16 protein-coding genes and 1 tRNA gene are annotated in these 20,984 nt (G+C 71.2%); 13 read left to right on the top strand and 4 right to left on the bottom strand.

All coding sequences use genetic code 11. The annotated features are described in order from the left end of the window. Positions 1 to 134 precede the first annotated feature (134 nt). The 4 genes from gltB to EDF48_RS09445 all read left to right on the top strand — a co-directional run bounded on the left by gltB (position 135) and on the right by EDF48_RS09445 (position 8,930). The gene (gene gltB / locus EDF48_RS09460) at positions 135 to 4,652 is read left to right on the top strand and encodes a glutamate synthase large subunit (RefSeq protein WP_131879878.1); all 4,518 of its coding nucleotides are present in this window, start codon (positions 135 to 137) and stop codon (positions 4,650 to 4,652) included. Then, complete coding sequence (locus EDF48_RS09455; RefSeq protein WP_131846522.1) at positions 4,645 to 6,102, top strand: glutamate synthase subunit beta; 1,458 nt, start codon at positions 4,645 to 4,647, stop codon at positions 6,100 to 6,102. The genes gltB and EDF48_RS09455 overlap by 8 nt, the downstream gene beginning before the upstream one ends. Before the next feature lie 157 nt (positions 6,103 to 6,259). Continuing rightward, a complete protein-coding gene (gene pyk / locus EDF48_RS09450) occupies positions 6,260 to 7,705 on the top strand; it encodes a pyruvate kinase (protein ID WP_123294333.1) in 1,446 nt (481 codons plus the stop codon). A gap of 130 nt (positions 7,706 to 7,835) precedes the next feature. Further along, a complete protein-coding gene (locus EDF48_RS09445) occupies positions 7,836 to 8,930 on the top strand; it encodes a VIT1/CCC1 transporter family protein (protein WP_131879616.1) in 1,095 nt (364 codons plus the stop codon). Positions 8,931 to 8,933: 3 nt separating this feature from the next. On the opposite strand, the gene EDF48_RS09440 is transcribed toward EDF48_RS09445, so the two are convergent. Continuing rightward, entirely contained in the window at positions 8,934 to 9,473 is a 540-nt protein-coding gene (locus tag EDF48_RS09440; protein ID WP_165901426.1) for a DUF308 domain-containing protein, read from the bottom strand. Between the two features lie 211 nt (positions 9,474 to 9,684). Between EDF48_RS09440 and EDF48_RS09435 the strand changes: the two genes are divergently transcribed. Genes EDF48_RS09435 through EDF48_RS09425 form a run of 3 tightly spaced genes read left to right on the top strand, consistent with a single transcriptional unit; the run spans position 9,685 to position 12,855 of the window. After that, positions 9,685 to 11,226 (top strand): aldehyde dehydrogenase family protein, encoded by a 1,542-nt coding sequence (locus tag EDF48_RS09435; RefSeq protein WP_131879612.1) that lies wholly within the window; start codon positions 9,685 to 9,687, stop codon positions 11,224 to 11,226. Then, complete coding sequence (locus EDF48_RS09430; RefSeq protein WP_111083940.1) at positions 11,226 to 11,624, top strand: DUF779 domain-containing protein; 399 nt, start codon at positions 11,226 to 11,228, stop codon at positions 11,622 to 11,624. Before EDF48_RS09435 ends, EDF48_RS09430 begins: the two co-directional genes overlap by 1 nt. A gap of 52 nt (positions 11,625 to 11,676) precedes the next feature. After that, positions 11,677 to 12,855 carry a helix-turn-helix domain-containing protein gene (locus EDF48_RS09425; RefSeq protein WP_131879610.1) on the top strand — a complete coding sequence of 393 codons (1,179 nt, stop codon included), beginning with the start codon at positions 11,677 to 11,679 and terminating at the stop codon, positions 12,853 to 12,855. A gap of 79 nt (positions 12,856 to 12,934) precedes the next feature. On the opposite strand, the gene EDF48_RS09420 is transcribed toward EDF48_RS09425, so the two are convergent. Then, positions 12,935 to 13,417, bottom strand: a complete 483-nt coding sequence (locus EDF48_RS09420) for a hypothetical protein (protein ID WP_131879608.1) — start codon at positions 13,415 to 13,417, stop codon at positions 12,935 to 12,937. 147 nt (positions 13,418 to 13,564) lie between these two features. Here EDF48_RS09420 and EDF48_RS09415 point away from each other — a divergent pair, with 147 nt between their 5' ends. The 5 genes from EDF48_RS09415 (at position 13,565) to EDF48_RS09395 (ending at position 17,274) form a co-directional block, all read left to right on the top strand. After that, positions 13,565 to 14,248 carry a response regulator transcription factor gene (locus EDF48_RS09415; protein WP_243692451.1) on the top strand — a complete coding sequence of 228 codons (684 nt, stop codon included), beginning with the start codon at positions 13,565 to 13,567 and terminating at the stop codon, positions 14,246 to 14,248. Next, on the top strand, positions 14,245 to 15,753 hold the full coding sequence (locus EDF48_RS09410) for a HAMP domain-containing sensor histidine kinase (RefSeq protein ID WP_131879606.1): 1,509 nt from the start codon (positions 14,245 to 14,247) through the stop codon (positions 15,751 to 15,753). The genes EDF48_RS09415 and EDF48_RS09410 overlap by 4 nt, the downstream gene beginning before the upstream one ends. Positions 15,754 to 15,765: 12 nt before the next feature. After that, positions 15,766 to 15,847, top strand: a tRNA-Leu gene (locus tag EDF48_RS09405). Between the two features lie 74 nt (positions 15,848 to 15,921). Continuing rightward, on the top strand, positions 15,922 to 16,527 hold the full coding sequence (locus EDF48_RS09400) for a response regulator (protein ID WP_071291723.1): 606 nt from the start codon (positions 15,922 to 15,924) through the stop codon (positions 16,525 to 16,527). A gap of 276 nt (positions 16,528 to 16,803) precedes the next feature. Continuing rightward, on the top strand, positions 16,804 to 17,274 hold the full coding sequence (locus EDF48_RS09395; protein ID WP_159571203.1) for a GNAT family N-acetyltransferase: 471 nt from the start codon (positions 16,804 to 16,806) through the stop codon (positions 17,272 to 17,274). Positions 17,275 to 17,286: 12 nt separating this feature from the next. Here EDF48_RS09395 and EDF48_RS09390 read toward each other — a convergent pair whose 3' ends face one another. Next, positions 17,287 to 17,661 (bottom strand): VOC family protein, encoded by a 375-nt coding sequence (locus tag EDF48_RS09390; RefSeq protein WP_131879602.1) that lies wholly within the window; start codon positions 17,659 to 17,661, stop codon positions 17,287 to 17,289. 46 nt (positions 17,662 to 17,707) lie between these two features. Beyond that, on the bottom strand, positions 17,708 to 18,076 hold the full coding sequence (locus tag EDF48_RS09385; protein WP_111084165.1) for a hotdog fold thioesterase: 369 nt from the start codon (positions 18,074 to 18,076) through the stop codon (positions 17,708 to 17,710). Between the two features lie 127 nt (positions 18,077 to 18,203). Between EDF48_RS09385 and polA the strand changes: the two genes are divergently transcribed. After that, positions 18,204 to 20,846 carry a DNA polymerase I gene (gene polA / locus EDF48_RS09380; RefSeq protein ID WP_228505226.1) on the top strand — a complete coding sequence of 881 codons (2,643 nt, stop codon included), beginning with the start codon at positions 18,204 to 18,206 and terminating at the stop codon, positions 20,844 to 20,846. Positions 20,847 to 20,984 lie beyond the last annotated feature (138 nt).

Here is a 20,984-nt window from a genome sequence, read left to right as displayed (position 1 = left end):
GGGCCACCGCTGTCCCTGTTCCACTTCCTCGTGAGGACGGTTCCCCCATGGCGCTCCAGCCACTCCAGCCCTCGGCACCGAAGTCCCTCGTGCCGCCGCACCGTCGGTTCTCGGCGGTCCCCGACGCCACCGGCATGTACGACCCGGCGAACGAGAAGGACGCCTGCGGTCTCGCGATGGTCGCGACGCTGCGCGGGACGCCCGGCCACGACATCGTCGACGCTGCACTCGGCGCCCTCCGCAACCTCGAGCACCGCGGTGCCGTCGGTTCGGACGCCGGTACGGGCGACGGCGCGGGCATCCTGTGCCAGGTGCCGGACGAGTTCCTGCGCGCCGTGGTGCCGTTCGACCTGCCGGCGGCGGGGGAGTACGCGGTCGGCACGGCCTACCTGCCGACCGACGAGGGCGACCGGCACGCCGTCAAGGGCGCCGTCGAACGACTGGCGCGCGAAGAGGGCCTGAAGGTCCTCGGCTGGCGCGAGGTCCCGGTGCGCCCCGAGGTGCTCGGCACCCTGGCACGTGCGGCGATGCCGGCGTTCGAGCAGCTGTTCGTCGCCTCGGTGCGCCACGACGTGCACGGCGCCTCCTGGAGCGGCATCGCCCTGGACCGCCAGACCTACCGGCTGCGCAAGCGCGCCGAGCACGCGAACGACCTGTACTTCATGTCGCTGTCGAGCCGCACCATGGTCTACAAGGGCATGGTCACGACGCTGCAGCTCGAGCCGTTCTACCCGGACCTCAGCGACGAGCGCTTCGCGTCCAAGCTCGCGATCGTGCACTCGCGTTACTCGACCAACACGTTCCCGTCGTGGCCGCTCGCGCAGCCCTTCCGGACGATCGCGCACAACGGTGAGATCAACACGGTGCGCGGCAACCGCAACTGGATGCGCGCACGCCAGTCGCAGCTCGAGAGCGAACTGCTCGGCGACGTCGCGCCGCTGCTGCCGATCGTCAGCCCCGGTGCGAGCGACTCGTCGTCGTTCGACGAGGTCCTCGAGCTCCTGACCCTGACCGGCCGGACGCTGCCGCACGCGGTGTCGATGATGGTGCCGGAAGCCTGGGAGAACCAGGTCGGGATGGACCCGGAGCTGCGGGCGTTCTACGAGTACCACTCGATGCTCATGGAGCCGTGGGACGGTCCGGCCGCCATCACCTTCACCGACGGCTCGCTCGTCGGCGCGACCCTCGACCGCAACGGGCTGCGTCCCGGGCGCTTCCTCGTCACCGACGACGGGCTCATCGTCATGGGGTCCGAGACCGGTGTCATCGACGTGCCCGCCGCGAAGGTCGTCCGCAAGGGCCGTCTGCGCCCCGGCCGGATGTTCCTGGTGGACACCGAGGCTGGCCGCATCATCGAGGACGACGAGGTCAAGCAGGGCCTGGCGTCCTCCGGCCCGTGGGGCGAATGGCTCGACGAGGGTCGCATCAACCTGAACGACCTGCCCGACCGCGAGCACATCGTGCACACCCCGGCGTCGGTCACCCGCCGCCAGCGTGCGTTCGGCTACACCGAGGAAGAAGTCCGCATCCTGCTCCGCCCGATGGCGCAGGTGGGCGCGGAGCCACTCGGTGCGATGGGGTCCGACACCCCGATCGCGGTGCTCTCGCAGCGACCACGGCTGCTGTTCGACTACTTCACCCAGCAGTTCGCCCAGGTGACGAACCCGCCGCTCGACTCGATCCGCGAGCAGGTCATCACCTCGATGGGCATGGGCCTCGGTCCGGAGCGGAACCTGCTGTCGGCCGGTCCCGAGCACGCGAAGCAGATCACGCTCGACTTCCCGGTGATCGACAACGACCAGCTCGCCAAGGTGCAGCACTTCGAGACGGAGTCGGGGCGGCACCTGACGGTCACGATCAAGGGCCTGTACCGCGTCGACGCCGGCAAGAAGGCGATGCAGAAGCGCATCGCCGCCGTGTGCGACGAGGTCGACGCCGCGATCGAGTCGGGCAAGCAGTTCATCGTGCTGTCGGACCGCGACGGCAACGCCGAGCAGGCGCCCGTGCCGAGCCTGTTGCTGCTCGCCGCCGTGCACCACCACCTGATCCGCACCGAGCAGCGCATGAAGGTCGGCCTGATCGTCGAGGCCGGCGACGTGCGCGAGGTCCACCACGTGGCGTCCCTCATCGGGTACGGCGCGTCGGCGATCAACCCGTACCTCGCGATGGAGACCTGCGAGAACCTGGTCCGTGCCGGCATGATCACCGGGATCACCCCGGAACAGGCCGTCAAGAACGTGATCAAGGCGCTCGGCAAGGGCGTCCTGAAGATCATGTCGAAGATGGGCATCTCGACGGTGTCGAGCTACGCCGGCGCCCAGGCGTTCGAAGCCGTGGGGCTCAGCCAGGAGTTCGTCGACAAGTACTTCACCGGCACGTCGTCGATCCTCGGCGGGGTCGACATCGACGTCATCGCGAAGGAGAACGCCGAGCGGCACGCCCAGGCGTACCCGCAGGACGGCGCGGTCCTGTCGCACGAGCGGCTGCAGACCGGCGGCGAGTACCAGTGGCGTCGCGAAGGCCCCCCGCACCTGTTCAACCCGGACACCGTCTTCCGGCTGCAGCACGCCACCCGTGCCCGCCGGTACGACATCTTCCGTGAGTACTCGAGCGCCGTGGACGACCAGTCCGAGGAGCTCATGACGCTCCGTGGGCTGTTCCGCTTCAAGCACGGGGTCCGTAAGCCCGTCGCGCTCGACGAGGTCGAGTCGATCGAGTCGATCGTCAAGCGCTTCAACACGGGCGCGATGTCGTACGGCTCCATCTCGAAGGAAGCCCACGAGACGCTCGCGATCGCGATGAACCGCCTCGGTGGCCGCTCGAACACGGGCGAGGGCGGCGAGGACGTCGACCGGCTGCTCGACCCCGAGCGCCGCAGCGCGATCAAGCAGGTCGCCTCCGGGCGGTTCGGCGTGACGAGCATGTACCTCACCCACGCCACCGACATCCAGCTGAAGATGGCGCAGGGTGCGAAGCCCGGCGAGGGCGGCCAGCTGCCCCCGCAGAAGGTGTACCCGTGGGTCGCCCGCACCCGGCACGCCACCGCCGGCGTCGGCCTCATCTCGCCGCCGCCGCACCACGACATCTACTCGATCGAGGACCTCAAGCAGCTGATCTTCGACGTGAAGCGCGCCAACCCGGCCGCCCGCGTCCACGTGAAGCTGGTGAGCCAGTCCGGCATCGGCGCGGTCGCGGCCGGCGTGACGAAGGCCCTTGCCGACGTCGTGCTCGTGTCCGGACACGACGGTGGCACGGGTGCGTCCCCGCTCAACTCGCTCAAGCACGCCGGCACCCCGTGGGAGATCGGCCTGGCCGAGACCCAGCAGACGCTCATGCTGAACGGCATGCGCGACCGCGTCGTCGTGCAGGTCGACGGTCAGATGAAGACCGGGCGCGACGTCGTCGTGGCAGCTCTGCTCGGCGCCGAGGAGTACGGCTTCGCCACCGCTCCGCTCGTCGTCGAGGGCTGCATCCTGATGCGCGTGTGCCACCTCGACACGTGTCCGGTGGGGGTCGCGACGCAGAACCCCGAGCTCCGCAAGCGCTTCTCCGGCAAGCCCGAGTTCGTCGTGAACTTCTTCGAGTTCATCGCGCAGGAAGTGCGCGAGCTCCTCGCCGAGCTCGGCTTCCGCACCCTCGACGAGGCGATCGGCCGGTCCGACGCCCTCGACGTCGACCGTGCCCTCGAGCACTGGAAGGCATCAGGGCTCGACCTCGCACCGGTCCTCGCAGGACCGCACTTCGAGGACGCCGAGCCGCGTCGCCACCAGCGCGAGCAGGACCACGAGCTCGAGCAGCACTTCGACGTGGGGCTGATCCAGCAGACCGCCGACGTGCTCGACCACGGCGGCTCGATCGCGCTCGACCTGCCCATCCGCAACACCGAACGCGCGGTCGGCACGATGCTCGGCCACGAGGTCACCAAACGGCACGGCGAGCACGGGTTGCCCAGCGGCTCGATCGACGTCACGCTGCGCGGTTCCGCCGGGCAGTCGCTCGGCGCGTTCATGCCCGCCGGCATCACCCTGCGCCTCATCGGCGACAGCAACGACTACGTCGGCAAGGGCCTGTCCGGTGGCGAGATCATCGTGCGGCCGGACGCCGGTTCGGGCTTCGACCCGGCGGAGAACGTCATCGCCGGCAACGTGATCGGGTACGGCGCGACCCAGGGCAGCATGTTCATCCGCGGCATCGTGGGCGAGCGCTTCCTGGTGCGCAACTCGGGGGCGACCGCGGTGGTCGAGGGCGTGGGCGACCACGCACTCGAGTACATGACGGGCGGGCTCGCGCTCATCCTGGGCGAGACCGGTCGGAACCTCGGGGCCGGCATGTCCGGCGGCACCGCGTACGTCCGTGGTCTGCGCGAGGAGCACGTCAACACCGACGCCCTCGCGACCGGTGAACTCCGACTCGAGGCGCTCGACAGCGCCGACGTCGAGATCGTCACCGACCTGCTCACCCGGCACGCCGAGGAGACCGGTTCGACGCTCGCGTCCGACCTGCTCGCGGCCGGCGACCTGAGCGACTTCGTCAAGGTGCTGCCGCGTGACTACGCGGCGGTGCTCGAGACCCGTCAGCGCGCCGTCGACGAGGGGCTCGACCCCGACGGCGACGTCGTGTGGAATCGAATCATGGAGGTGACCGGTGGCTGACCCCAAGGGATTCCTCAAGGTCCAGGAACGCGAACTGCCGGCACGGCGCCCCGTGCCCGTCCGGCTCATGGACTGGAAAGAGGTCTACGAGCAGCAGGAGTCGGGGGCCCTCAAGCGCCAGGCTGGCCGCTGCATGGACTGCGGCGTGCCGTTCTGCCACCAGGGCTGCCCCCTCGGCAACCTGATCCCGGAGTGGAACGACCTGACGTGGCGCGGTGAGGGCCGTCAGGCGATCGAGCGACTGCACGCGACGAACAACTTCCCGGAGTTCACGGGCCGGTTGTGCCCCGCTCCGTGCGAGTCGTCGTGCGTGCTCGGCATCAACCAGCCGCCCGTCACGATCAAGCAGGTCGAGGTCTCGATCATCGACGAGGCGTTCCAGAACGGCTGGGTCACCCCGCACCCGCCGGAGCGCCTGACGGGCAAGACCGTCGCCGTCGTGGGTTCCGGCCCCGCCGGGCTGGCCGCCGCGCAGCAGCTCACGCGCGCCGGGCACACCGTCGCCGTCTACGAGCGAGACGACCGCATCGGTGGGCTGCTCCGCTACGGGATCCCGGACTTCAAGATGGAGAAGCGCCAGATCGACGCGCGCCTGTCCCAGATGCAGGCCGAGGGCACCCGCTTCCGTGCGGGCGTCGAGATCGGCCGCGACATCACCTGGGACGACCTGAAGTCGCGCTACGACGCGGTCGTCGTCGCCACCGGCGCCACGGTGCCGCGCGACCTGCCGATCCCGGGGCGCGACCTCGAGGGCGTGCACTTCGCGATGGACTACCTGGTCCAGCAGAACAAGGCGAACGCCGGCACCCGGGTCGACAACCAGCTGACCGCCGAGGGCAAGCACGTCGTCGTGATCGGCGGCGGTGACACCGGTGCGGACTGCATCGGTACCGCGCACCGGCAGGGCGCCCTGAGCGTGACGAACCTGGCGATCGGCAAGCAGCCGCCGCTGGAGCGTCCGTCCGAGCAGCCGTGGCCGATGTTCCCGACCGTCTTCGAGGTCACGAGCGCCCACGAAGAGGGCGGCGAGCGGCACTTCCTCGCCTCGACCGTCGAGTTCCTGGCGAACGAGGCCGGCGAGGTCCGTGCGCTCCGGGTCGCCGAGACCGAGTACCTCGACGGCCGTCGCGTGCCGAAGGCCGGCTCCGAGCGTGAGATCCCCGCAGACCTCGTCCTCGTCGCGATGGGCTTCACGGGTCCGGAATCCGACACGATCGAGCCGCAGCTCGGTCTGCCGACGACGGTGTCCGGTGCGCTCGACCGCCGCGCCGACTACACGACGAACGAGGCGGGCGTGTTCGTCGCCGGTGACGCCGGCCGCGGGCAGTCCCTGATCGTCTGGGCGATCGCCGAGGGCCGTGCCGCGGCGGCGAAGGTCGACGAGTACCTCGAGGGCTCGACGATCCTGCCGGCGCCGGTGAAGGCGACCGACCGCGCGATGTCGGTCTGAGATGACGGATCGCCGCATGACCAACCACCACCAGATGCTCACCCCCCGGTGAGCGAGGGGCCACCAGCACTCGATAAGGTGCTGGTGGCCTCGCTTCGTTCCGCGCGGCCCCACAGCGCGGAAACCAGAGCATCACCCACCACCACGAAGGAATCCATTGAGACGCGCAAAGATCGTTTCGACGCTCGGACCGGCAACGTCGGACTACGAGACCGTCAAGGAGATCATCGAAGCGGGCGTCGACGTCGCCCGACTCAACCTCAGCCACGGTGACTACAGCGTCCACGAGGCCAACTACGTGAACGTCCGTCGCGCTGCCGAGGAGCTCGGCAAGCCGGTCGCGATCCTCGTCGACCTGCAGGGTCCGAAGATCCGTCTGGCCAAGTTCGCCGACGGCCCGCACGACCTGGCGGTCGGCGACGTGTTCACGATCACGACCGAGGACGTCCCCGGCTCCAAGGAGATCTGCGGCACGACGTTCAAGGGCCTGCCCCAGGACGTCAAGCCCGGCGACCCGCTGCTCATCGACGACGGTCGGGTCCGCCTGCGCGTGCTCGACACCGACGGCGTCCGTGTCCGCACCGAGGTCGTCGTCGGCGGCACCGTGTCGAACAACAAGGGCATCAACCTGCCCGGCGTCGCCGTCAACGTCCCGGCGCTGAGCGAGAAGGACGAGGCCGACCTCCGCTGGGGCATCCGCCAGGGCGCCGACCTCATCGCGCTCTCGTTCGTCCGCAACGCCTCGGACGTCGTCCGCGCGCACGAGATCATGGACGAAGAGGGCAAGCGCCTCCCCGTCATCGCGAAGATCGAGAAGCCGCAGGCCGTCGACGCGCTCGAGGAGATCATCGACGCCTTCGACAGCATCATGGTCGCCCGCGGTGACCTCGGCGTCGAGCTGCCGCTCGAGGCCGTCCCGATCGTGCAGAAGCGCGCCGTCGAGCTCGCGCGCCGCATGGCGAAGCCGGTCATCGTCGCGACCCAGATGCTCGAGTCGATGATCTCGTCGCCGATCCCGACCCGCGCCGAGACCTCCGACGTCGCGAACGCCGTCCTCGACGGTGCGGACGCGGTCATGCTCTCGGGCGAGACCAGCGTCGGCGAGTACCCGGTGCAGACCGTCCGCACGATGGCCCGCATCGTCGAGTCGACCGAGGACCACGGCCTCGAGCGCATCGCGCCGCTCGGCACGAAGCCGCGCACCCTCGGTGGTGCGATCACGCTCGCCGCGGTCGAGATCGCGGAGTTCACCGAGGCGTCGTACCTCTGCGTGTTCACCGAGTCCGGCGACTCGGCGCGCCGCATGTCGCGTCTGCGCCACGGCCTGCCGATCATCGCCTTCACCCCGAACGAGGCCACGCGTCGCCGCATGGCGCTCACCTGGGGCGTCCGGTCCTTCCTGGTCGAGCGCAAGACCCACACCGACGAGCTCTTCTCGCAGGTGGACGACGTCCTCCTCGAGAACGGCCTGGCCGCCCCCGGCGACCGCGTCATCGTGACGGCCGGTTCGCCTCCCGGGATCGAGGGCTCGACGAACGACCTGCGCGTGCACCGGGTGGGCGACGCCCACGCCGAGGCCGCTCCGGCCTACGTGCGGGACTGATCCGCAGGATCCCGACGCCGACGGGGCGCGGACAGGAGGCACGGCGCACGAACACGCGTCGCCTCCGGTCCGCGCCCTGCCGCGTCTCCACGGCCCTGGTGGCGACCACCGGTCGGCCGCAGGCGGCAGGATGGCTGCTGTGAGCCTCCAGACCGAACACCCGGCGCCGCGCGCCGACGTCCGCCGCTGGCGCCGCTACCTGGCCGACGAACGCGCCGAGGGCGCGGTCTACCGGAACCTGGCCGCTCGGCGGACCGGCGAGGAACGCGAGATCCTCGCCGCGCTGGCCGAGGCCGAGGGACGGCACGAGCAGCACTGGCTCGACCTGCTCGGTGACGACGTCGGACGTCCGCAGCGGGGCAGTCTGCGCACCCGGGTCCTCGCGACGCTGGCGAAGCGATTCGGGTCGGTGTTCGTCCTCGCGTTGATGCAGCGCGCCGAGGACCGCTCGCCGTACGCCGACGACGACGACGCGACCGCGAGCATGGCCGCCGACGAGCGCATCCACGGCGAGGTGGTGCGCGGGCTCGCGAACCGCGGTCGGATGCGGTTGTCGGGCACGTTCCGCGCGGCGGTCTTCGGCGCCAACGACGGACTCGTGTCGAACCTGGCCCTCATCATCGGCATCAGCGCGTCGGGCGCCGACCGGCACTTCGTGCTGCTGAGCGGCATCGCGGGCCTGCTCGCCGGAGCCCTGTCGATGGGTACGGGGGAGTACGTCTCGGTCCGGTCGCAGCGCGAGCTGCTCGAGGCGTCCGCACCGCACCCCGAGGCCGGGCGCGCCGTGGCGGACCTCGACGTCGACGCGAACGAGCTCGCTCTGGTGTACCGCGCCCGCGGGATGTCCGAGGCCGAGGCGACCGAGCACGCAGCGCACGTGCTGTCCGGCATCGGTGAGCGACACCCGTCGACCGGTCCGGTCACCGTCACCGACGACCACGAGGCGGTGGGCAACGGCCTGAGTGCCGCGGTGTCGAGCTTCCTGTTCTTCGCGTCGGGCGCGATCATCCCGGTGCTGCCGTTCCTGTTCGGCATGCAGGGGTGGGCGGCCATCGCGGTGGCCGGCACGCTCGTCGGACTCGCCCTGCTCGGCACCGGTGCGGTCGTCGGCGTGCTGAGCGGTGCGTCGCCGGGCAAGCGGGCGTTCCGGCAGCTGGCGATCGGGATCGGCGCCGCCGTCGTGACCTACGCGCTCGGGCTGCTGTTCGGCACCGGTTCCGCCTGACGCCTACCGGCGGACGGCGGCTCGCGGCGGGAGCAGCAGCAGGGCCGCGGCACCGACGACGATGAGGGCGATGCCGGCGAAGACCATGAACACGGTGAGCGCGAGGCCGGGCGCGACGAGCACGACGACGCCGCCGAGGATCGACAGCACGCCGCTCACCAGCGTCGGCACCCGGGACGACCCGGGGTGGCCGACGAAGCCGCCCACGATCGACACGATGCCCTCGATCACGAAGCCGACCCCGGCGAGCACGGCGTAGACGACCAGGGGGATCGCGGGGTCGAGCAGCGCGACGAGTCCGGCGACCGCGACGAGCGCACCGACGATCCCGGAGGTCCACCGCCACACCGTCGGCGTCCCGTGCCCGCGCGCCGCAGCCACGACCCGCAGGGCGCCGGCGACGACGAGGTACACGCCGAACAGCAGCGCCACGAGGACGAGCGACGGCCGGGGCCACACGATGGCGACGATCCCCAGGGCGATCGCGACGACCGCTGTGACGACGACGAACACCCGGAACGTGCGGACGGCACGAGAATCCACGGACACTCCTCCTGATCGGACCGCTGGAGTCCCGAACGCTACCCGGCCGACGGCGAGCCCGTGCGGTCCTCGGTCGAGCGGGCGTGAGCCCGTGCGGTCCTCGGAGGAGCGGGCGTGAGCCCGTGCAACCGGATGCAACCCCCGTGGTCGTACGGTGCGAGCAGCACGCGAACCGTGCGTGCCCCGACAGTGTCGTCGAAAGGCCACCACCATGACCATCGCACCATCGCCCACCAGCTACGCCGCACCCGGCGAACCGGGCTCCCTCGTGCAGTACCGATCGCGGTACGACCACTTCATCGGCGGCGAGTACGTCCCGTCGGCGAGCGGCCAGTACTTCGAGAACCCCACCCCCGTCACCGGCAAGGTCTTCACCGAGGTCGCGCGCGGTGACTCCACCGACGTCGACCGTGCGGTGGCGGCGGGCTGGAAGGCGTTCCCGGCCTGGGGGCGGACGAGCGCCGCCGAGCGCGCGGTCATCCTCAACAAGATCGCCGACCGCATGGAGGAGCACCTCGAGATGCTCGCCGTCGCCGAGACGTGGGAGAACGGCAAGCCGATCCGCGAGACCCTCGGCGCCGACATCCCGCTCGCGATCGACCACTTCCGCTACTTCGCCGGAGCGATCCGCGCGCAGGAGGGCTCGGCCGGCGAGATCGACCACGACACCGTGGCGTACCACTTCCACGAACCGCTCGGCGTCGTCGGACAGATCATCCCGTGGAACTTCCCGATCCTGATGGCGGTGTGGAAGCTCGCGCCGGCCCTGGCCGCGGGCAACTGCGTCGTGCTGAAGCCCGCCGAGCAGACCCCGGCGTCGATCCACGTACTCGTCGAGCTCATCCGCGACCTCCTGCCCGCCGGCGTGCTCAACGTCGTCAACGGCTTCGGCATCGAGGTCGGCGCACCACTCGCCCAGCACCCGGACATCCGGAAGATCGCGTTCACCGGCGAGACCACCACCGGTCGGCTGATCATGCAGTACGCCTCGCAGAGCCTCATCCCGGTGACGCTCGAGCTCGGCGGCAAGAGCCCGAACGTGTTCTTCCCCGACGTCGCCGCCGAGAAGGACTCGTTCTACGACAAGGCACTCGAGGGCTTCACCTTCTTCAACCTCAACCAGGGCGAGGTCTGCACGTGTCCGTCCCGGGCGCTCGTGGCGAAGGAGATCTACGACGGGTTCGTCGCCGACGGCCTCGACCGGGTGCGCGCCGTCAAGCAGGGCCACCCGCTCGACCTGTCCACGATGATCGGCGCCCAGGCGTCGAACGACCAGCTCGAGAAGATCCTGAGCTACATCGACATCGGCAAGCAGGAGGGCGCGAAGCTGCTCACGGGCGGGGAGCGCGCGGACCTCGGCGGGGAGCTCTCCGGCGGGTACTACGTCACGCCGACGGTGTTCGAGGGCGTGAACTCGATGCGGATCTTCCAGGAGGAGATCTTCGGTCCGGTCCTCGCGCTGACGTCCTTCAGCGGCTACGACGACGCGATCGCCACGGCCAACGACACCCTCTACGGACTCGGTGCCGGGGTGTGGAGCCGCGAGGCCACCACGCTGTACCGCGCCGGACGTGACATCCAGGCCGGACGGGTGTGGTCGAACACGTACCACCAGTACCCGGCCGGTGCGGCGTTCGGTGGGTACAAGCAGTCCGGCATCGGGCGCGAGAACCACAAGATGATGCTCGACCACTACCAGCAGACGAAGAACCTGCTCGTGTCCTACGCCGATGGTCCGATGGGCTTCTTCTGATGCCCGACACCGCACGCGTGGCGGTCACGCCGGCGGCGGGGGAGCTCCTGCGCACCCTCGCCGCCCGGCACGGCCCGCTGATGTTCCACCAGTCGGGCGGCTGCTGCGACGGCTCGAGCCCGATGTGCTACCCCGTCGGCATGTTCCGGACCGGTTCCGGCGACGTGCTGCTCGGGGCGCTCGAGGTCGACGGCATCGACCCCGTCGAGGTGTACATGTCGGTGTCGCAGTTCGAGTACTGGAAGTACACGCACCTGACGATCGACGTCGTCGACGGGCGGGGCGGCGGGTTCTCGGTCGAGAGCCCCGAGGGCAAGCGGTTCCTGACCCGGTCGCGGATGTTCGACGACGCCGAGCTGGCGGATCTCGGCCTGGTCCCGGTCGCGCACCGGACGTAGGCTGGCCGTACTCGTCGCGACGGTGCGGCGGGTGGGGTCGATCGGAGGACGCATGCGCGCACCCGACCGGCTCCGCCCGCTCGTCGCAGCGTCGTGGCGACGGTCTGCAGCGGTCGACCCGGACGGCGTGCCATCGCTCGCGCTCGGTGACGACGAGCTCGACGCCGCCCGCCGGGACGGCCCGCTCGCCACCCTGCTGCCCGTGGTCCGGCATCTGCTGCTCGACGACACCCGGTCCGCCGGCTGCGTCCTCGCCGTCGGCGACGCCTCCGGTCGGCTCGTGTGGGTCGACGGCGCGCGGACGGCCCGACGTGCGGCGGAGGACATGGGCTTCGTCCCCGGGGCCGACTGGGCCGAGGACCGCGTCGGCACGAGCGCGCCCGGTACCGCCCTGCGGCTCGACCGGCCGGTGCAGATCCGCTCCGACGAGCACTACGCGAACGCCGTCAAACCGTGGTCCTGCAGCGCCGTGCCCGTGCACGACGCTCACGGTGCCACCGTCGGCGTGCTCGACCTGACAGGCGACGACCGGGCCGTCGAACGGCACACCCTCTCGCTCCTCGCGGCCACGGTCGCCGCCGCCGAGGCGCAGCTCGCCCTGGCCGCGAGCCGGTTGCCGAGGCCCGCCGCGTCGACGCCGCGCGCGCCCGGCGCGGAGCTGACGGTCCTCGGCACCGACACCGCCGTCCTGCGCGTCCACGACCGCCGGGTCCACCTGTCCGCGCGGCACTCCGAGCTCCTCGTCGTCCTCGCCGCTCACCCCGACGGGTTGGCGGCCGCCGACCTCGCGCACGCCGTGTACGGCGACGCCGGCGCCGTCGTGACGCTGCGCGCCGAGGTGGTGCGGCTCCGACGGGTCCTCGCGGAGCACGCGTCGGGCGTGACCGTGACGTCGCGACCGTACCGGGTGACCGGGATGGCGACCGACGTCGACACCGTGCTGTCCGCGCTCGACCGCGGGGCGCGCCTCCAGGCCGTCGACCGGTACACCGGACCGGTCCTGCCGGGGTCGGCTGCGCCGGGCGTGGACGCCGTGCGCGACCTGGTGCGCGGTCGGTTCCGCGAGTCGGTCGTCGCGGACGGCAGCGTCGAGGCGCTGCTGGCGTGGGCGCGGACGCCGGACGGGGCGGCGGACGCGCGCGTGCTCCGCGCGCTGCTCGCGGTCCTGCCGCGGCGGTCGCCGCGACGAGCCGGTCTCGTGGCGGCGATCGAGGCGCTCGAGGGTCCCTGAACCGGTCGGGACGACCCGGCCTGGAGGCACGCCCCGCGCGGTCGGGACCGCCGACGGTGCGCGCCTCCCGGCCTGGTGATCAGGAACCGGAGGTCGGCGTCGGCGTGGTGGTCGCGTCGGGCGTCGGCGGGGTGGGTGCCGTGGGCTTCGCACCGTCCTTCGGTGGGGCGGGTGCCGTGGGCTTCGCACCGTCCTTCGGCGGGGTGGGTGCCTTCCCCCCGTCGCCCTTCGGCGGCACGGGCACCGTCGCGGTGTCGCCGGCCTTCGGCAGCGACGTGCAGCCGGGGGCCGTCACGGGGCCGCCCTCGGGTGGTGCGGGCACCGTCGCGCTGTCGCCGTCCGACGGAACCGGGGCCGGTGTGGTCGCGCTGTCCGGTGCACCGCTCGGTGCACCGGTCGGGGCGCTCGGCGCCGGGGTGGTCGTCGCGGCGTTCGCCGTGGCGATGCCGAACCCGCCGAGCACCAGCACCGCGGCTGCGGCCGTGCCGATCCCGACCCGTCGCAGGAGTGCGCCGCGTCGCGGGGTGGCGGTGGTGGTCGAGTCGTCTCGTTCGTCGAGCATGGTGGTTCCGTTCCGTGACCGGGCGGATCCGGGTGATCCGCCGCTGGAGACGACGCTCGAGTCCGAATCTGAAGCATGCCTGAAGCACAGGGGTTCTCCAGCGTCCTCCATGCTCGGTGGCCGCCGGAGCGTCCTACGGTGTCCGCCGTGCCTGTTCCCGCTCGAATCCTGGTCGTCGACGACGACGACTCCATCCGGACCTCCGTCGCGACGACCCTGCGTGCGGAGGGCTTCTCGGTCGCCGAGGCATCCGACGGACGCGACCTCGTCGAGGACCTCCGACGCGCCGCACCCGACCTCGTCCTGTTGGACTGGATGCTGCCCGGGCCGAGCGGCATCGTGCTCGCCGGCCGGGTGCGCTCCACCTCGGACGCCGCCGTCGTCATGATGACCGCGCGGGACGAGCTCGACGAGCGCTTGCGCGGCTTCGCCGAGGGTGCCGACGACTACGTGGTGAAGCCGTTCGCGATGGCCGAGCTGGTGGCGCGGGTGACGGCGGTGCTCCGGCGGCGCGGGCGGATCCCGTCGGTCGTCGAGGTCGGCGACCTCGTCCTCGACCCAGACGCCGCCACCGCTCGGCGTGCCGGGGTCCTGCTCGACCTCACCGCGACGGAGTTCCGCCTGCTGCGGTTCCTCGCCGAGAGCCGGGGCCGCACCGTGTCGAAGGGGCAGATCACGACGCAGGTGTGGGGCTACGACGACGTCGCGGCGAACGTCGTCGAGGTCCACCTCAGCGCCCTCCGACGCAAGATGGAGGCGCACGGGCCGCGGCTCGTGCACACCGTCCGCGGCCTCGGGTACCGGCTGAGCGACGAGCGGACGGCGGCGTGAGGGTCCACGACGGTGCGCTCCGCACGACCTCGTTGCGGCTGCGCACGGTCGTCGCGATCGTGGTCCTGCTCGCGGTGCTGCTCGCCGGGCTGGCGGTCGCCGTCGAGGTGCTGCTCGGCATCCGACTGCGCGCCCAGGCCGAGGACCGGCTCCGTGACCGGGCGTCGGCCGCCGCGGCGCTCGTCGGGACCGTCGACGCCGAGGACCTCGCCGACCGGCTCTCCGCGCAGGGGCTGTCGGTGCGCATCGTCCGGCCGGACGGCGGGGCCGTCGAGGCCGGTCCGACGCCGGACCAGCTGCGGACGGGCCCGCCGGACCCCGGCAGCCTGCCGGCGACGGTTCCGCGCGGCAGCGCACTCGTCGGCGGGACCACACCCACGGCCGCGGCGACGCCGACGACCACCGAGGACGGCGCCGCGGTCACGTCGTCGTCCGTGCGCGAGGACGACGGGGTGCTCACCCTCGTGAGCCGGCTCGACGACGGCACCCGCATCACGCTGACCGTCGGCACCCGCGACGTGCAGGACACCCTGGTGCAGCTCGGCTGGGTCATGGGCGGTGCCTCCGCGGCGTTCCTCGGGGTCGCCGTCCTCGGGGTGGTGGTCGTCGTCCGGCGGTCCCTGCGGCCGCTCGACGAGATGGCGACCACCGCGCGGTCGATCGCGGGCGGCGACCGCGGACGGCGACTCCGGCCCTCGCGGCGGGACACCGAGATCGGTCGCGTCGCCGTCGCTCTGGACGAGATGCTCGACGCCGTCGAGGGCGCGGAGCGTGAGGCCGTCGCCGCGGAGGCACGGGTCCGCTCGTTCCTCTCCGACGCCGCGCACGAGCTGCGGACGCCGGTCGCCGGGGTCCGGGCAGCGGCTGACACGCTCGTGCGCGACGGTGGCGGCGACGTCGCCACGCGCGAGGTGCTCGCCGTGCACGTCGTCCGCCAGGCCGACCGAGCCGCACGGCTCATCGAGGACATGCTCACGATGGCCCGGCTCGACCGGGGGATCGAACTCGACCGACGACCGGTGGACCTCGGCGCCTTCCTGGTGGCGGAGGGCGACCGGCTGCGGCTGCGGCTGCCGTCCGTCGCGCTCGAGGTCGTGGTGCCCGAGCGGCCCGTGTGCGCCGACGTCGATCCCGAGCGGCTCGCCCAGGTCGTCGGGAACCTCGTCGACAACGCCGCCAGCGCTGCCGGACCCGCCGGCCGGATCGTCGTCTCCCTCGACGACCGGGGAGCGGGCCCCGTGCTCCGGGTGGCGGACGACGGTCCGGGCATCCCGGCCCAGGACCGCGTGCGGGTGTTCGACCGACTCGTCCGCCTCGAGGCCGCTCGCGACGCCCGTTCCGGCGGGGCCGGACTGGGCCTGCCGATCGCACGGGGCATCGCCGAGGCGCACGGCGGGTCCCTGCAGCACGCCGACGACCACGAAGGCGGCGCGGGCGACGTGCTCGGCGGTGCGGTGTTCGAGCTGCGGCTGCCGGCGGCGGTCGAGGGGCGGGGGCCCTGCTAGCCTGGAGGCCTCGCGAGTGTGGTGGAATCGGCAGACACGGGGCACTCAAAATGCTCTGCCTCACGGCGTGCGGGTTCAAGTCCCGCCACTCGTACAAGGCGGCTGTTCTGTCCAAGGATCGCCGTGTGCTGACATGAAGCACTTCTGACGTCTAGTAGGCTTGCGGCTGTGAGTGACACAGAAGCAACTGCAACAGCACCGCGCCGCGTCGTCGTCGCCGAGGACGAGTCGCTCATCCGCCTCGACATCGTCGAGATCCTCCGCGACAACGGGTTCGACGTGGTGGGCGAGGCCGGCGACGGCGAGACCGCCGTGCAGCTCGCCACCGACCTCCGTCCCGACCTCGTCGTGATGGACGTCAAGATGCCTCAGCTCGACGGCATCTCCGCAGCCGAGAAGCTGTCCAAGAACCACATCGCTCCGGTGGTCCTCCTCACGGCGTTCAGCCAGAAGGACCTCGTCGAGCGTGCTACCGAGGCCGGCGCGCTGGCCTACGTGGTCAAGCCGTTCACCCCGAACGACCTGCTCCCCGCGATCGAGATCGCCCTCTCGCGGTACCAGCAGATCATCACGCTCGAGGCCGAGGTCGCCGACCTGGTCGAGCGCTTCGAGACCCGCAAGCTCGTCGACCGCGCCAAGGGCCTGCTCAACGAGAAGATGGGCCTCACCGAGCCCGAGGCGTTCCGCTGGATCCAGAAGGCCTCGATGGACCGCCGCCTGACGATGCACGACGTCGCCAAGGCGATCATCGAGCAGCTCAGCGCCAAGAAGTAGCACCACCCGTCGCTCACACCAGCGCCGTCGGACCCCGGTCCGGCGGCGCTGCTGCGTTCCCGGGCGCGTGGGGCGCTCGGTGCGTGTGCATGTTGCGACACGACACCGGTCGATCGACGCGTGTTCTGTCGGAGTGTGCGGACGCATCCTGTGCGTGTGCATGTTCCGACACGACACCGGTCGATCGACGCGTGGTCTGTCGGAGTGTGCGGACGCATGCACTGGCGGCCACGGGCGCGTGGGGCGGTGGAGGTGACCACCTGGCAGGCTGGAGCCGTGGACGACGTGGTGATCCGGGCCTCCCGGCCTGACGACATGCCGGCGGTGGCCGACCTGCGGTGGCGGTGGAGTGTCGGCGAGGGCGGCGCCGAGCCGGCCGCGACGCCGGACGACTACCGCGCGGCCATGACGGCCTTCGCCCGCGAACACCCGGACACGCACCGGTGTGTCGTCGCAGAGCGCGACGGTGCGGTGCTCGGCATGGCGTGGCTCGGACTCGTCGCCCGGCCGCCGACCCCGGACCGGCCGGGGCGACGCCTGACCGCCGACGTGCAGACCGTCTACGTGCACCCCGACCTGCGCGGGCTCGGCGTCGCCGGACGACTCGTCACCGCGCTGCTCGACATCGCGGACGACCTCGGCGTCGAGCGGACCTCGGTGCACTCGAGCGTCGACGGGGAGCGGCTGTACCGACGGCTCGGCTTCGGCGACGCACGGTTGCTGCTGCAGCGTCCGCCCGAGGACTGAGCGCCCGGTGCCTCAGCCGCGCGCGGGGAGCTGCTGGAGCGTCCAGGCGTTGCCGTCCGGGTCGGTGAAGAACACGAAGCGACCCCAGGCCAGTTCGTCGACACCGATCGCGTCGACGCCGAGTCCTTGCAGGTGGGCGAGGGCTTCGTCGGCGTCGGGGACCACCACCTGGACGGACTTCAGCGACCCGGGCTGGACGTCGGGCGACATGATGCCCTCGCCGAACGCGATCGAGCACGCCGACCCGGGCGGGGTGGCCTGCACGAACCGTACGTCGTCGGACACGCGCTGGTCGTGGTCGATCGTGAAGCCGATGCGTTCGTAGAACTCGCGGGCCCGGTCGACGTCGCTGACGGGGAACATGACGAGTTCGATCTTCCAGTCCATGACGGACTCCCTGCGTGCGTGCGAGGGGTTCAGCGCTGTTCGCAGTTCAGCGTGCCTCGCGGATGAGGTTGGTGATGCGGACGGTGGAGCAGCGGCGCCCCTGGTCGTCGGTGAGCACGATCTCGTGCGTGGTGAGCGTGTTGCCGAGGTGGATCGCGGTGCAGACACCGGTGACGGTGCCGGACGTGGCGCTGCGGGTGTGCGAGGCGTTCAGCTCGATGCCGACGGCGTAGCGGCCCTCGCCGGCGTGCACGTTGGCGGCCATCGAACCGAGGCTCTCGGCGAGGACGACGTAGGCGCCCCCGTGCAGCAGGCCGACCGGTTGACGGTTGCCCTCGACCGGGATGCTGCCGACGGCGCGGTCGGCCGACATCTCGGTGATGACCATGCCCATCTTGTCGGCGAGCTCGCCCATCCCACGGGCAGCGAGCCGCTCGTCGACGTTCCCGGTGATGGTGGCTTCGTCGGTCACGCGCTCGAACTCCCGTGTCGGATGGCGTCGGTAGGCTGTCCGGGTGTCGGACTCCGCAAAGCCTACCCTCATGGTCATCGACGGCCACTCGCTCGCCTTCCGGGCCTTCTACGCGCTGCCGGTCGACAGTTTCGTGAACCGCGACGGGCAGCACACGAACGCCATCCACGGCTTCATCTCGATGCTGCTCATGCTCCTGCAGCGCGAGAAGCCGACGCACCTGGCGGTGGCGTTCGACATCTCCCGGTTCTCGTTCCGCACCCGTGAGTACGAGGCGTACAAGGGCACCCGCTCCGAGACCCCGGCCGAGTTCAAGGGGCAGATCCCGCTGCTGCAGCAGGCGCTCGAGGCGATGGGCATCACGACGGTGACGAAGGAAGACTACGAGGCTGACGACATCCTCGCGACCCTGTCGTCCCAGGGTGCTGCGCAGGGGTACCAGGTGTACGTCGTCTCCGGCGACCGCGACGCCATCCAGCTCGTCAACGACGACGTGACGCTGCTGTACCCGTCGGTCCGTGGCGTCTCCGAGCTCACCCGGTACGACCGCGACAAGGTGTACGAGCGCTACGGCATCGAGCCGCACCAGTACCCGGACATCGCCGCGCTCGTCGGCGAGACCAGCGACAACCTGATCGGCATCGACAAGGTCGGCGAGAAGACCGCGGTCAAGTGGGTCACGCAGTACGGCTCGCTCGAGGGGGTCCTCGAGCACGCCGACGAGATCAAGGGCGTCGTCGGCAACAACCTGCGCGAGCAGCAGGACCGTGCGGTCCGGAACCGCCGGCTGAACCGCCTGGTCACCGACGTCGAACTGCCCGTCGGTCCGGCCGACGTCGCGCTCCGGCCCCTCGACGAGACCGCCGTGCGCGAGCTGTTCGCCAAGCTGCAGTTCCGCACGCTGCTCGACCGCGTCTTCAAGGTCGCTGGCTCCGGTGAACCGTCCGAGCAGCCGGCCGAGGGCGGGGTAACCGACGGCGCCGCGACCCCGCCGTCGGTGAAGACCCTGATCGACGAGGAACTCGGGTACTGGCTCGAGCGCCGCAACGCTTCCGAGGCGGCGAACGGCTACGGCGTCGCGGTCGAGGTCATCGACGGCCGACTCAGCACCATCGGCATCGCCACGCACGACGACGCCGTCCAGGTGCCCGGTGGCAGCGGCGCGAAGGACTACGAGCAGCTGTCGGCGTGGTTCGCCTCCGACGCCCCGAAGCACTTCCACGACGCCAAGACCGCGATCAAGGTGCTCGCGACCGCGGGCTTCGTCGTGAACGGCATCGCCGGCGATGCCCGCATCACGGGGTGGCTCGCCCAGCCCGGCAAGCAGGGGCAGCCGCTGGCCGACCTCGTCTACCAGGAGCTCGGCGAAGAGCTCCCCACCGCCGACCCGAACCAGCTCGTGCCGGAGACCGACCCGGTCAACGTCGGCGTCCACGCGTGGTTCGTCCTGCGGGTCACCACGGCGCTCCGTGCCCGGATCGACGAGTCGTCGCTCAAGGTCCTCGACGACATCGAGCTCCCGCTGGTGTCGGTGCTCGCGAGCATGGAGACGATCGGTGTCGGCATCGACCGCCCGGTGCTCACGGGGCTGTCGAAGGAACTGGGGGAGCGTGCCGCCGACCTGGCGCAGCAGGCGTTCGCCGAGATCGGGCACGAGGTGAACCTCGGGTCGCCGAAGCAGCTGCAGGAAGTCCTGTTCACCGAGCTCGCGATGCCGAAGACCCGCAAGACGAAGACCGGGTTCTCGACCGACGCCGCGAGCCTGGCCGACCTGCAGGAGCAGCACCCGCACCCGTTCCTCGGACTGCTGCTGCAGCACCGCGACGCCACGAAGCTCCGCCAGATCGTGGACACGCTCGACGCGGCGATCGTCGACGGGCGCATCCACACCCGGTACGAGCAGACCGGCAGCAGCACCGGCCGCATCTCGTCGACCGATCCGAACCTGCAGAACATCCCGGTGAAGACCGCGGTCGGACGCCGGGTCCGGTCGGCGTTCGCCGTCGCGGAGCCGTACACGACGCTCATCACGGCCGACTACTCGCAGATCGAGATGCGCATCATGGCGCACCTGTCCGGTGACCCCGGTCTGATCCAGGCCTTCAACGAGGGCGAGGACCTGCACCGCTTCGTCGGCGCCCGGGTGTTCGGCGTCGAGCCGGCCGAGGTCTCCGCCGAGATGCGCACCAAGGTCAAGGCGATGTCGTACGGCCTGGCCTACGGGTTGAGCGCGTTCGGGCTGTCGAAGCAGCTCCGCATCGAGCAGTCCGAGGCCCGGACGCTCATGACCGAGTACTTCGCCCGGTTCGGCGCCGTGCGCGACTACCTGCGCAACGTCGTCGAGCAGGCGCGCGAGGACGGCTACACCGAGACGATCTTCGGTCGTCGCCGGCCGTTCCCGGACCTGAAGAGCCCGAACCGCGTCCTGCGCGAGAACGCCGAGCGCGCCGCGTTGAACGCGCCGATCCAGGGCTCGGCGGCCGACATCATGAAGATCGCGATGCTCGGCGTCGACCAGGACCTGCGCGACGGCGGACTCGAGTCGCACCTGCTGCTCCAGGTGCACGACGAGCTCATCCTCGAGGTCGCGCCCGGCGAACAGGACCGCGTCGAGGAGATCCTCCGCACCCGGATGGGCAACGCCGCCGAACTCACCGTGCCGCTCGACGTCTCGGTCGGCCTCGGCGCGAACTGGGAGAGCGCGGCGCACTGACCGCGGGTCGCGACGCGACCACAGAACGGACGGGAGGCTCGGTGCCAGTGAACTGGTCCCGGTTTGTTGGACCGTGAAGTCAGATTAGGCCGCGAGGGCGTGAGCTCGGTATTGAACCGGGCTCATGCCCTCGAGTCG

Origin of the sequence: Curtobacterium sp. PhB191, from assembly GCF_004346515.1 — a bacterium.
Taxonomy (GTDB): domain Bacteria; phylum Actinomycetota; class Actinomycetes; order Actinomycetales; family Microbacteriaceae; genus Curtobacterium.
Note: the sequence above shows the minus strand (reverse complement) of the source record. Positions and strands in the feature narration are given on the sequence as shown.